This is a genomic window from uncultured Aquimarina sp. (assembly GCF_947492405.1).
Classification (GTDB): domain Bacteria; phylum Bacteroidota; class Bacteroidia; order Flavobacteriales; family Flavobacteriaceae; genus Aquimarina.
In genome coordinates, this window is the sequence record NZ_CANLMP010000006.1 from 122,314 (window position 1) to 134,924 (window position 12,611).

The following is a 12,611-nucleotide window of genomic DNA, read 5'->3' on the forward strand; positions in this document are numbered from 1 at the left end:
CTTAATGTCTATCAAAAAACAATATGCTGGTTTTTTAGACAGCAAGCTATTATGGAAAAGCGTTTCTCTTTTTGAACTATCACAATTTGACTTACAGATTTCTGATGGTTTTATACCTAATGAGAAGGAGCTACCTATTCAAATTTCCGAAAATGAGGTCTTAGGTAAAAGGATTGAACATTTTTTCGAATACTTCGTTAACAGCAGTGAAAATTATAAGATCATCTTAAAAAATCTTCAGATATTTAAGGATAAAATAACCATCGGAGAATTAGATTTTTTATTAGAAGATTTACAGCGAAAACAAGTTTTCCATATAGAATTAATTTATAAGTTTTATCTCTATGATCCTAAAAGAAGTGAAGTAGTATTAGAAAGGTGGATTGGTCCTAATCGTAATGACAGTCTATTAGAAAAAGTAACCAAGTTAAAAGAAAAACAATTACCTCTACTCTATCGCTCTGAAACCATAACTACATTACAAAAATTAGATATCAGACCTAATGATATCGTACAAAAAGTATGTTTCTTTGGAAATTTATTCGTTCCATTATCACATGAAAATAAGAAAATTTCTCATCTTAATAATGAATGCATTGTTGGATATTGGATCCACGCAGAAGAATTTACAGAAGAGAAATACGGATCTTATCGCTATTATATTCCTAAGAAAAAAGACTGGATAACAGATCCTACACACAATGAAACCTGGCATACATTTGCATCCATTTCTGATGACTTGAATACTGAACTTACCAAAAAAAAATCTCCATTACTTTTTATCCAAAGTAATGAAGATGATTTTTCTAAATGTTTTATTGTCTGGTGGTGATTTTTAAGTTGATGGTTGTTTGTTTTTTTCAGCATAACTATAGCTAAGGTTAAAAAAAACCAACAACCATTAACTATATCCGTTATAAATCACTAATATAACTACCATACAAATCCTTAAATCTGAATCCCTCAGACAATCTATATTTACTCAGTTTTTTATGTTCTACCAATCCCCATAACAGGAACTCCTTCATAAAATAGCTGTCTTTTTTATCTATATCCTCCTGATAGCTTTTAATAAGATCGTTCAGTGGTTTAATTTCATCTAATTTTTTTATGTATTCATCTTCAGAAATTTCATCCAAAAGCTCAAAACCACTTTGTTCAAAAAACCAATCAATCAATTCTTGATAAGGACTTCTTTCACTTTCTTTTTCTAATCGCTCGATTTTAGGAAAGTATTCGGGAAACAATGTTTTAATAGAATCCGAAATCAAATTATGTGCTACAGATGCCGCACCTTCTTGTTCTCCCTCATACACTAGTTCTACTTTACCAGTAATTGCAGGAACAACCCCCATAAAATCACTTAGTCTTAATAATGTATGTTCATCCCCGGATTTTAATGCTCTATATTCTGCTGTACTTAATAAATTCTCATATGCTGTAATACTCATTCTGGCACTCACACCACTTTTAGAATCCACAAACTCACTTTCTCTAGCCTGGAAACTAATCTGTTCTAATAAATCCTTAGCCAAATCCGGTACATGAACTAAATTGCTTTGTCTAGAATCTAATTGCGCTTCTTGCTGTGTAATCGTTTTAGCTATTTCTATAGTTTCTGGATAATGCGTAAGGATCTGAGAACCAATCCTATCTTTTAACGGTGTAACAATACTACCTCTATTGGTATAATCCTCTGGATTAGCGGTAAATACAAACTGCATATCTAATGGTAAACGAAGCTTAAATCCTCTTATCTGAATATCACCTTCTTGCAGTATATTGAAAAGTGCTACCTGAATACGAGCTTGTAAATCAGGTAATTCATTTATTACAAAAATACAACGATTAGCTCTGGGAATCATCCCAAAATGAATTACTCTATCATCTGCATAACTCAGTTTTAGATTCGCTGCTTTAATTGGATCTACATCGCCAATAATATCAGCCACAGTTACATCTGGTGTTGCAAGTTTTTCTGCAAAACGATCATTTCTATGTATCCAACTTATTGGAGTTTCATCCTCTTTTTCTTTAATTAAATTCGTAGCGTATCTGGATATCGGGTGATATGGATCATCATTAATCTCTGATCCTTCTACAATAGGGATCCATTCATCCAGTAAATTAATCATCTGTCTAGCCAATCGGGTTTTTGCTTGACCTCTTAATCCTAACAAATTAATATTATGCCGTGATAAAATTGCTCGTTCCAACTCTGGAATTACAGTATTTTCGTATCCATGGATTCCTGTAAAAGTAACTTCTTTATTACTAATCTTAGTTCTTAAATTATCTCTAAGCTCATCTTTTATGCTTTTACTTTTATACCCCGATTCCTTTAATTGTCCAAATGTCTTTATTGTATTTGTATTCATATTTTCTTTTAAGCAAAATTCTAAATATATACTATTTTTTATCCTTTGATTCTTTTTTTTCTATTGGTTTCGTAATCTTCAAAAATCATCTCTCCTAATCCTTTTAAACCTGTATAAAAAGCTTTTCCTTGATTGGCATATGTAAATTCTCTTACAAACTGCATCAGGTATGGATCTTGCGCAATCATAAAAGTTGTAATAGGTATATGCAATTTTCTGGCCTGTTGCGCCATCATATAACACTTGTTTACAATTTGACGATCCAATCCATTACTGTTTTTATAGTATTGACCATCTGGCATTCTAAGACAACTTGGTTTACCATCTGTAATCATAAAAATTTGTTTATTCGTATTACGTTTTCTTCTCAACATATCCATGGCTAATTGTAATCCTGCAACTGTATTCGTATGATACGGGCCTACTTGTAAATATGGCAAATCTTTAATCGCAATTGGCCAGGCGTCGTTACCAAATACAAGAATATCCAATGTATCTTTAGGATACCGTGTTGTAATGAGTTCTGCAAGTGCCATTGCCACTTTTTTAGCTGGCGTAATACGATCTTCTCCGTATAAGATCATACTATGACTAATATCGATCATTAAAACGGTGCTCATCTGAGCCTTGAACTGTGTTTCTTCTACAACAAGATCATCTTCGGTAAGATTTAATTCTCCAATTCCATGGTTTATTTGAGCATTTTTCAAACTTTCCGTTATGGAGATTCTTTCTAAAGCGTCTCCATACTGATAGTTTCTATATTCGCCAGCATGCTCATCGCCTCGTCCTGTATATTTGGTTCTATGATTTCCAGATCCACTACGTTTTAAGTTTCCAAAAATCTGATCCAATGCTCTTTGTCTAATAGCACGTTCTGTTTTTGAAGTTATAGACATACCACCTTTTCCATCCGGTTTGATTTCTTCTCGGATATATCCTTTTTTCTTAAGATCTTCAATAAAATCGTCTAGCGTGTAGTCTTCACTTGTAAGCTCGTATTCTTTATCCAGCTCTCGCATCCAATCCAAGGCTTCATCCAGATCCCCTGAAGTATGAGTAATAATCTCTTGAAAAATATCAAAAAGTTTATCAAATGGAGATTGTTCTGGAGCTTCATAATGCTTAAAAGCAAATCCTTTTTTAAAAATTCCCTTTTTCTCTTTCATTATATAAATTTAACACATTTTGCAAAAGATACCGACCGAACTGGAAGGTAATCACATAGAATTAACAAATGTTTTGGAGAATTGACCTCATATAACAACTCTTTTTATTCTCATCCTATAAACGCTACACAATTCTTATCTTTGAGAAGTCAGGCATACTTTTAATCTGTATCCTAAGAATTACGGACATAATAATAACAAAAGATCTTAATTGGCTTATGAAAAATATTTTTTTATCAGTATTAGTAGCTTTACCATTTATCAGTTTTGCGCAAGATGATATCAAAAAGGTAACATCTACTGTTTCTAAAAGTGAAATTGAAGGTCACATTTATTTTTTAGCATCAGATGAGTTAAAGGGAAGACAAACAGGTACTCCCGAAAACAAAATAGCTGCTCAATATCTGGCTAATATGTTACGTGGATACGGTGTTAAACCAGCAACAAAAAATAATGATTACTTTCAGAAAGTTATGCTGAATGCTACTTCACCATTCGAGAACGCATCATTAAATATAGGAGATTTTACGACTTCTAAAATAGTAACATTAAAAAAAGTAAACACATCCTTTTCAGGGTCATTAGTATTTGTCAATTATGGTTTAGCTGAAGACTACAAAAATTTAGATGTAAACGGAAAAATAGTAGTTACATATTCCGGAACAAAAGAGAATAGCAACCTTAGATTTGCATTTTCTAAAATGCAGGAAAAGATGGCTGTAGCCAAAGAAAAAGGTGCGATCGGAATTATAGAAGTTAATAGTATAGATGATAAAACCTGGTCACAATTAGACCATAGTTTTAATGGAGAAAAAATGAGTGTTTCTGAAGAAAAAGAAGAACCTAATAGCTTCACTTATTTATGGATCAATGATCAAAAAGAAGAGATCAGTAAATTTTTTAAAGAGAAAAATGAGGTTAGCGCCACGATAGAAGTTCAAGGTATTAAGAAAAGTACCGTCGTATCACAAAATGTAGTTGGAATGGTCGAGGGCACAGATCCTAAACTAAAGGATGAATTTGTTATTTATTCTGCTCATTATGATCATGTTGGTATCGGAAAAGCTATTAATAATGACTCTATTTATAATGGTGCAAGAGACAATGCCGTAGGAACTGTAACCGTATTATCTGCAGCACAAAATATTGCTAAGTATCCAACCAAAAGATCTGCACTATTTATTCTATTTACTGGAGAAGAAAAAGGGTTATTAGGTAGTAAGTGGTATGTAAATCATCCTATGCTACCTTTACATCAAATGGTATATTGTTTCAATAGTGATAATGGAGGATATAACGATACAAGCATAGCAACCATAGTGGGTCTGGAGCGAACAACTGCGGCAGAAGATATTAAAAGTGCGGCAACACCTTTTGGATTAAAGGCTATTGATGACCCTGCTCCCGAACAAGGTTTATTTGATCGATCAGACAATGTACATTTTGCTGCCAAAGGAATTCCTGCACCAACATTCAGTATGGGTTTTACCGCCTTTGATGAAGAAATAACCAAATACTATCATCAGGTTACCGATAATCCAGATACATTAGATTATGATTATTTATTAAAGTTCTTTCAATCCTATGTATTGGCTTGCAGAAATATTGCCAACAATCCAGAAACTCCTTTTTGGGTAGAAGGTGATAAGTATTATGAAGCAGGTAAAAAATTATACAACAGAAAGTAACGCTGATTTATTCAATAAGTTCTTAGCATTATGAAATATATTTTATCCATACTTATACTAAGTTTTTTAACTACTTCCTGTATTAAAAAAAATCCGTTAGAAGAAGTACTGTTTTCTGATGTACCGCACATCAAAAATGTAATGCAACATATTGAAAAACACGAAGTACAAATATTATATAGTCAAATTAACAAAGACGAAAACAAAAAGGTAACTTTTACAGATTATGAGTTTAATATATCCGATAGCACCTATTTCTATCCTGCAAGCGCTGTTAAATTTCCAATAGCACTTATTGCTTTAGAGAAACTAAAAGAGCTTCAAAAAAATGGAATTTCTATTGATCGAAAAACTAATTTTATACTAGAGCGGGATACGCTCTACACTACTATAGAAAAAGAGATCTTAAAAATTTTCGCTGTAAGCGATAATCAGGCATATAATCGACTATTCGAATTTCTTGGACAGGATTATATTAATCAAAAATTACAATCTAAAAATCTTAAAGGTCGTATTTCGCATCGGTTGTCAGCATTTCATTCTCATAATTTAAAAACTCAATCAATTCTTTTTAAAAAAAACGTAGAAGATAGTATTACTACACACAAACAAGAAAGTATAGAAAATAGACCATTACCAAAATTACCCTTGAACAAAGTATTAAAAGGTACAGCCTATATCTATAACGATACATTGCTTAGTAAACCAAAAGATTTCTCAGAAAAAAATTACCTTCCACTACGATCTTTGCATGAGATGATGAAACGCATTCAGTTTCCTGGTTCATTTTCAGAAAATGATCTTTTTAATATTACAAAAGATGATCAGGATTTCATAATTAATACCATGCAAATATTACCATCAGATGCAGGGTACAAAACCAAAAGATATTATGATAGTTATGTAAAGTTTTTTATGTTCGGAGATACGAAAGAAGACATCCCAAAACATATAGAAATCTATAATAAGGTTGGATATGCGTATGGATACCTTACAGACTGCGCATATATTAAGGATACAAAAAATAATATAGAGTTTATACTATCTGCTACAATACATGTAAATGAAAATAGAATTTTTAATGATGATCACTATGAATACGATGAAATAGGTATTCCTTTTCTAGCTGAATTAGGAAGAGAAATCTATAATGCCGAAAAGCTTCGGAATAAATAATTTCATCTTAAAAAGGTAGATTTTTTTAATAATTCTTCAAAAAAAATCAATAAACACCTTCCTAAATTTCATTTTTTATGATTTATTCACTTTTTTTTAACAAAATTATACCTTAAATAGACTTTATATGAATTAATTTTATCACCCCTTAATTTAAGAATGTCAAATTTTAGTTCAAGCAATTACAATAATATGGTTACAACATTAATAATCTAGTAACTATATAATATGTAACACGCATAGTATATAGTTCTAATAAATAACGAATTATGAAAACATATATACTATTTTTCTTATTATCCCCTTTCTGTATATTACACTCAATCGACTCTTTTACAGAACCTACATTTGGAATTATTCAAAATCAAATAGACCGCAAACTTACTGATGAAGAAGTTCAGAAAAGAGGGCTTGACATATTAGCTGCAGAAGTTATCGAAAAAATAGATAAAATCGATTTAAGAAAAACGGCTCGTTCAGCTATTTTCGAAACTTCATATGGTTTTAGATGGAAAATGATTAATCTACATACAGGAAACATTATAATAATTAAAGTGAATAAAGAGTTTAAGTTAATCTCTGCTAGAAATAGTAAAAAAACTAAAATAATGATTCCCTAATATGAGTCTTTAAGCAACATAGCTTTTACATTTTTATATTCCTCTAAATACTCCCAATATATAATTCTATCATACCCATATTTGATTAAAATATATTGTTCACTAACAGATAGTATTCTTTCCACTGCTACCAACTTTTTTGATGCTGATGCTACAACAACTTCCTCAGTAATTTCCTGATTCCTGGCGTCGAAACCGTGTACAATTGTATGATTCTTTAAAGTAAGTTCTATATATTTCATGGCACTAGTTTTCATCCTTCAAATGTACCTATTTTTCACCTTAACACCCCTTTAAGAGTTTCGCATTTTCATTTTCTTAACTTTAAGCGCACAATTAGATAATCAATCAAAAAATGTTAAAAAGATTTTTCCTTTTAACGCTCATTTTTATAGGTATTTCTGGATTTTCACAAAAGAAATTATCTTTAGTTTACACAGGAAATATGGGTGTTTATATATCAAATGGAGATTCTTCTGTATTAATTGATGGTTTACATACTAAATACGGTGAGGATTATCTTTTTCCAACTACTTCTTTAATACATAAGATACATCAACAATTACAACCAGATGCTATTCTATTTACCCATTATCATGGAGATCATTTTAGTGAATCCTTAGCCAATGAGTATTTGGCATCTAACAAAAAATCTGTTTTATTTGGATCCAATCAAATCACCAAAAAAATTAAAACTTCTAAAGATCGATTGTTTACCATAGCTACAACTGATTATAGCAAACAAACGATCAAGGTTAAAGATTTTAGAATTACCGGACTAAAAATAAATCACGTTGGCAAAAGACATATCGGAGTAGAGAATGTAGGATACATTGTAGATCTGGGTACACACAGAATTCTACATGTCGGAGATACTAATTGGATGGAGGAAATCAATCTTTTTAATCAATTAGATTTGACCAATGAAAATATTGATATTGCAATTCTACCTTATTGGATGCTTTTAGAAAATAATGCATCCCAGCATATTACTAAGCATATTAATCCTAAGCAAATTATTGCAACACATATATCACCAAGAATAAAGCAACAAGAGTTGCAGGAGATGATGGAAAAATATCCTAACATACATTTCTTAACAACACTAGAACAACAAATACAACTATAATTAACTCATTATTACAACATGAAAAGATTACTATTTCTACTATTTCTCATCCTAGTTTCCGGAATTTCTGCTCAGGAATTTTCAATGGAGTATGTAAAAAAAATAAATCCACGCAATATAGGACCTGGTGGAATGAGTGGTCGTGTGACTTCCATTGATGTAGTTACTTCAGATCCGGATATTATGTATGCAGGAACCGCTTCTGGAGGACTTTGGAAATCTACTTCTGGCGGAATTAAATGGAAACCTGTTTTTGACAAACAAGTTACCGCATCTATCGGAGCAGTAGCAATCCAGCAATCCAATCCTTCTGTGATATGGGTAGGAACTGGAGAAGGTAATCCCAGAAACAGCCTTAATGGAGGATACGGAATCTATAAATCACTAGATGGTGGCAAAAATTGGAAACTGATGGGATTAGAAAAAACCCGTCATATCCATAGAGTAATTGTAGATCCTACAGATCCAAATACTGTATATGTTGCTGCGATAGGCTCACCTTGGGGAGAACATCCGGAGAGAGGTATTTTTAAAACTACAGATGGAGGAGAAACGTGGAATAAAATACTTTTTGCAAATAATAAAACTGGTGCTGCTGATCTAATTATGGATCCTTCTAATCCTAATAAATTAATTGCCGCTTTGTGGGAACATAAACGTGATCCATGGTTTTTTAAGTCCGGAGGCGAAGGCTCTGGATTATATATTACTCACGATGGAGGAAAAACCTGGGAAGAACGAACGGATAAAGATGGCTTACCTAAAGGAGATTTAGGACGTATCGGCGTTGCTATTTCCAGAAATAAGCCAAATATTATCTACGCACTTATTGAAGCTAAAAAAAATGCACTCTATAAATCAGAAGATGGAGGTTTTAACTGGAAAAAAATAAATGATAAAAATGATATAGGTAATCGTCCATTCTATTATTCTGAAATATATGTAGATCCGCAGAACGAAAACAGAGTTTATTCTGTATTTACCTATGTAAATGTATCCGAAGATGGTGGTAAAAACTTTAAACAATTAATGCCAGCATATGGTGTGGACAATGGTGTCCATCCAGATCATCACGCATGGTGGATACATCCACAAGATGGCAATTTTATGATTGATGGTAATGATGGTGGTCTAAATATTACACGTGATGGAGGAAAAACCTGGAGATTTATCGGAAACTTACCTGTAGCACAGTTTTATCATATTAATGTAGATAATGAGTTTCCATATAATGTATACGGAGGTATGCAAGATAATGGTAGCTGGCGTGGACCAGCATATGTTTGGAAAGCCCAGGGAATCAGAAACTCATATTGGCAAGAGATTTCTTTTGGAGATGGATTCGATGTAGTACCGGATAAAGATGATTCCAGATATGGATGGTCTATGAGTCAACAAGGATTTGTAAGTCGTTATGATTGGATGACTGGTAATAACTACACGGTGAGACCTACGCACCCGGATCCGGAAATAAAACTACGTTTTAACTGGAATGCAGCGATCAATATTGATCCTTTTGATAATAACACCTTGTATTTTGGAAGTCAGTTTGTACATAAAAGTACAGACAAAGGATTGACCTGGGAGATCATATCCGCAGATTTATCCACTAATGATCCAGAAAAACTAAAACAAGCAGAAAGCGGTGGTTTAACGATGGATGCTACAGGAGCCGAAAACCACTGTACCGTTTTAGTCATAGAACCTTCTTCTTTAGAGCAAAATATGCTTTGGGCAGCGACGGACGATGGGCGAGTTCATATCACTCAAAACGGAGGAGCAAACTGGACCGACGTTTCTAAAAACATTAAAGGATTACCGACTGGTAGTTGGATTGTACAGATCAAAGCTTCTAATAAGAAAAAAGGAGAAGCGCTATTGGTAGCCAATGACTACAGAAGATTTAATTATACACCATACGCGTATAGAACGGTGGATTATGGTAAAACATGGCAACGCATTGTAGATGGTAGTGATGTAAAAAGCTATGCATTGAGTATTGTAGAAGATCCTATAGAGAAAAATTTACTATTCTTAGGAACTGATGATGGATTGTATATTTCTCTGGATGCAGGAAACAAATGGACCAAATGGACATCAGGTTTCCCTACCGTTTCGGTAAAAGATTTAGTGATCCAGCCAAGAGAACACGACCTGATAATCGGCACCTTTGGTAGAGCCGCTTGGGTATTGGATGATATAAGACCATTGCGTGCTTTAGCAAAAAACAAAAGCATCTTAAGTCAAAAATTAAAAGTATTCGATCCTCCAGTTGGATATCAAGCTGCTTATCAGCAACCTACCGGAAGTCGTTTTGGTGGAGATGCTTTGTTTAATGGCGAGAATCGCGATTTTGGAGCTCATATCTCTTATTTCGTAACCGTAGAACAAAAAGAAGCGTTTAAAAAAGAAGAAGATAGTAAAGAAGCAGACAAAGAAGAAGAAGAAGAAGAAGATACTACGGACGATGAAAAAGAAGAAACGAAAGTAACATGGGATTCTATTCACCTAAAAGTGTATGATGGCGACCGACTCATCAGAACATTAAAGCAAAAAACTCCTGACTCCACCGGAATTCATAAAATAAGCTGGTTTATGGATGAGAAAGGTGTTGATAGACCGTCTAGAGAAATTCAGAAACGTAAACAAGAACCAGGCGGTGTAGAAGTAAAACCAGGAACCTATAAATTAGTGATGGAATACGGAGATCAGAAATCCGAAACCAGTATACAGATACAATCAGATCCTAGATTACAAGTTTCTCCACAAAATATAAACGAAGTATACGCTGCTTCTAAAAACCTGGAAGCTATGACACAAACCGCTGCAGATGCTGTGAAGCAATTGGTAGAAAGTAAAGAAGTAGCTTCTAAATATCAAAATGAATTGAAAAAACTGGATAAAAAGAAATTTAAAGATCAGATTAAAGCTTCTAAAAACATTATCAAAAAGATTGATTCTACCGTTGCTATATATTTAGGAAAAGAGGACAAAAGACAAGGAATCACTCGTAATCCTGAAGTAACGGTAATGCAGCGTCTAGGAACCGCTGGTTGGTATACAGGCAGCAGACAGAATGGGTTGACTACTACGGAGAAAACCTTGATAAAACATGCTAAAGACGCGCTAATGGATGCATTAGAAAAAACAAATGCGTTCTTTACAAGTGATTGGAAACCTTATCAGGAATCTATAGAGAAACTAGAAACTTCTCCTTTTAAAGAAATAAAAACCTTTACAATAAAATAGGACTTTTATATATGAAAAAAATCATTGCCCTCGCAGTAATACTGACTACCATTACTATTGCAAACACCAAAGCACAGGAAACCGGAGAAGATGAATGGGGAGCCTGGTATATGTATTTTGGAACCAATCGAATAACAGATAAACTAAGTATTCATTCCGAAGCACAGTTTCGATTCTATGAGGTGGCAGGTACGTTTAATCAATTATTACTGCGAACTGGTTTAAATTATCATCTCACAGAAAATGCAATTGCTACCATTGGATATGGATATATCAATACCGATGGAACTTTTGCGGATATCCCTGATGAAGAAAACAGTAATGAACACAGAATATTTGAGCAGTTTATTCTTAAGAACATCGTAGGAAAAGTAAAATTCGAACATCGATATCGATTAGAACAACGTTTTATCAGCACTCAGTTTGATGATTTTACAGAGCATCGTGCACGATATCGACTGCAACTCACCTACCCTTTTAATGATAAATGGTTCCTGAATGTATACGACGAAGTTTTTATCAATCTACAAGAACCTATATTTGGTCAGAATCGATTGTATGGAGCTGTTGGGTATAATGTACAGTCTAATTTCAGTATTCAATTAGGGTATCTGAAAAATCATTTTACAGGAGCGAATTTTGATCGATTACAGTTAGGTATCATCTATAATACCGACTTTAGGAAAAATGAATAATTAGAGTAAGAGGTCTAAAAAGAAATTTATTATTGTCAAACTGACAATCTAAATGTTCCCATAAAGAAACCATGCTAAATAAAAAACAAATTCATTCTAAAAAAGAGCTGCAAGAGTTTAGAAGGACACTAAGAAAAAATAGTACTCCCGCAGAAGTTTTTCTTTGGAAAGAATTAAAAGCGAGGAAACTAGAAGGGAAACGTTTTCAGAGGCAGCATAGTATTGAGTATTATATAGTGGATTTTTATTGTGCTTCAGAAAAGCTGGTTATTGAACTAGACGGTGAAGTTCACAATACACCCCAAGCTCAGGAAAAAGATGAAATAAGAACAAAACGACTGAATGAGTTAGGGTTTAACGTAATAAGATTCGAAAACAAAATGATTTTCGATCATTTACCTTCTGTTTTAGCAGAAATAAAAGATAATTTTAAAACATAAATTAAAAAAAGCTCCTCCCTTTATTTAAAAAGGGAGGTGGCTCAAACGCAGTTTGAGACGGAGGGTT

Annotated in this window: 11 protein-coding genes; 8 read left to right on the forward strand and 3 right to left on the reverse strand. The window is 33.2% G+C overall.

Translation table 11 applies throughout. The features are described 5' to 3' along the window. Positions 1-4 precede the first annotated feature (4 nt). The gene (locus tag Q0829_RS20030) at positions 5-832 is read left to right on the forward strand and encodes a DUF1853 family protein (RefSeq protein WP_298546320.1); all 828 of its coding nucleotides are present in this window, start codon (positions 5-7) and stop codon (positions 830-832) included. Positions 833-914: 82 nt separating this feature from the next. Here Q0829_RS20030 and Q0829_RS20035 read toward each other — a convergent pair whose 3' ends face one another. Together Q0829_RS20035 and Q0829_RS20040 are read right to left on the reverse strand one after the other, a co-directional pair. Further along, positions 915-2,378: a magnesium chelatase gene (locus Q0829_RS20035; protein WP_298546321.1), complete on the reverse strand. Its 1,464-nt coding sequence runs from the start codon at positions 2,376-2,378 to the stop codon at positions 915-917. A gap of 38 nt (positions 2,379-2,416) precedes the next feature. Beyond that, positions 2,417-3,547 carry a VWA domain-containing protein gene (locus Q0829_RS20040; RefSeq protein WP_298546322.1) on the reverse strand — a complete coding sequence of 377 codons (1,131 nt, stop codon included), beginning with the start codon at positions 3,545-3,547 and terminating at the stop codon, positions 2,417-2,419. 218 nt (positions 3,548-3,765) lie between these two features. Between Q0829_RS20040 and Q0829_RS20045 the strand changes: the two genes are divergently transcribed. From Q0829_RS20045 to Q0829_RS20055, 3 genes are all read left to right on the forward strand, one after another. Then, a complete protein-coding gene (locus Q0829_RS20045; protein ID WP_298546323.1) occupies positions 3,766-5,235 on the forward strand; it encodes a M28 family peptidase in 1,470 nt (489 codons plus the stop codon). A gap of 30 nt (positions 5,236-5,265) precedes the next feature. Further along, positions 5,266-6,411: a serine hydrolase gene (locus Q0829_RS20050; RefSeq protein WP_298546324.1), complete on the forward strand. Its 1,146-nt coding sequence runs from the start codon at positions 5,266-5,268 to the stop codon at positions 6,409-6,411. Between the two features lie 269 nt (positions 6,412-6,680). Continuing rightward, a complete protein-coding gene (locus Q0829_RS20055; protein ID WP_298546325.1) occupies positions 6,681-7,031 on the forward strand; it encodes a hypothetical protein in 351 nt (116 codons plus the stop codon). On the opposite strand, the gene Q0829_RS20060 is transcribed toward Q0829_RS20055, so the two are convergent. Beyond that, positions 7,028-7,273 carry a hypothetical protein gene (locus tag Q0829_RS20060; protein ID WP_298546326.1) on the reverse strand — a complete coding sequence of 82 codons (246 nt, stop codon included), beginning with the start codon at positions 7,271-7,273 and terminating at the stop codon, positions 7,028-7,030. The genes Q0829_RS20055 and Q0829_RS20060 overlap by 4 nt on opposite strands. A 113-nt stretch (positions 7,274-7,386) precedes the next feature. Here Q0829_RS20060 and Q0829_RS20065 point away from each other — a divergent pair, with 113 nt between their 5' ends. The 4 genes from Q0829_RS20065 (at position 7,387) to Q0829_RS20080 (ending at position 12,544) form a co-directional block, all read left to right on the forward strand. Next, a complete protein-coding gene (locus Q0829_RS20065) occupies positions 7,387-8,160 on the forward strand; it encodes an MBL fold metallo-hydrolase (RefSeq protein ID WP_298546327.1) in 774 nt (257 codons plus the stop codon). A gap of 18 nt (positions 8,161-8,178) precedes the next feature. Next, entirely contained in the window at positions 8,179-11,409 is a 3,231-nt protein-coding gene (locus Q0829_RS20070; RefSeq protein ID WP_298546328.1) for a hypothetical protein, read from the forward strand. Between the two features lie 11 nt (positions 11,410-11,420). After that, positions 11,421-12,104, forward strand: a complete 684-nt coding sequence (locus tag Q0829_RS20075; protein ID WP_298546329.1) for a DUF2490 domain-containing protein — start codon at positions 11,421-11,423, stop codon at positions 12,102-12,104. Positions 12,105-12,175: 71 nt separating this feature from the next. Then, positions 12,176-12,544 carry an endonuclease domain-containing protein gene (locus tag Q0829_RS20080; RefSeq protein ID WP_298546330.1) on the forward strand — a complete coding sequence of 123 codons (369 nt, stop codon included), beginning with the start codon at positions 12,176-12,178 and terminating at the stop codon, positions 12,542-12,544. The last annotated feature ends 67 nt before the right edge of the window (positions 12,545-12,611 follow it).

What these genes read in the sequence shown, in the direction of transcription:
- Q0829_RS20030 (WP_298546320.1), top strand. Translation starts at nt 5, where the DNA reads ATGTCTATCAAAAAACAATATGCTGGTTTTTTAGACAGCAAGCTATTA.
- Q0829_RS20035 (WP_298546321.1), bottom strand. Translation starts at nt 2,378, where the DNA reads ATGAATACAAATACAATAAAGACATTTGGACAATTAAAGGAATCGGGG.
- Q0829_RS20040 (WP_298546322.1), bottom strand. Translation starts at nt 3,547, where the DNA reads ATGAAAGAGAAAAAGGGAATTTTTAAAAAAGGATTTGCTTTTAAGCAT.
- Q0829_RS20045 (WP_298546323.1), top strand. Translation starts at nt 3,766, where the DNA reads ATGAAAAATATTTTTTTATCAGTATTAGTAGCTTTACCATTTATCAGT.
- Q0829_RS20050 (WP_298546324.1), top strand. Translation starts at nt 5,266, where the DNA reads ATGAAATATATTTTATCCATACTTATACTAAGTTTTTTAACTACTTCC.
- Q0829_RS20055 (WP_298546325.1), top strand. Translation starts at nt 6,681, where the DNA reads ATGAAAACATATATACTATTTTTCTTATTATCCCCTTTCTGTATATTA.
- Q0829_RS20060 (WP_298546326.1), bottom strand. Translation starts at nt 7,273, where the DNA reads ATGAAATATATAGAACTTACTTTAAAGAATCATACAATTGTACACGGT.
- Q0829_RS20065 (WP_298546327.1), top strand. Translation starts at nt 7,387, where the DNA reads ATGTTAAAAAGATTTTTCCTTTTAACGCTCATTTTTATAGGTATTTCT.
- Q0829_RS20070 (WP_298546328.1), top strand. Translation starts at nt 8,179, where the DNA reads ATGAAAAGATTACTATTTCTACTATTTCTCATCCTAGTTTCCGGAATT.
- Q0829_RS20075 (WP_298546329.1), top strand. Translation starts at nt 11,421, where the DNA reads ATGAAAAAAATCATTGCCCTCGCAGTAATACTGACTACCATTACTATT.
- Q0829_RS20080 (WP_298546330.1), top strand. Translation starts at nt 12,176, where the DNA reads ATGCTAAATAAAAAACAAATTCATTCTAAAAAAGAGCTGCAAGAGTTT.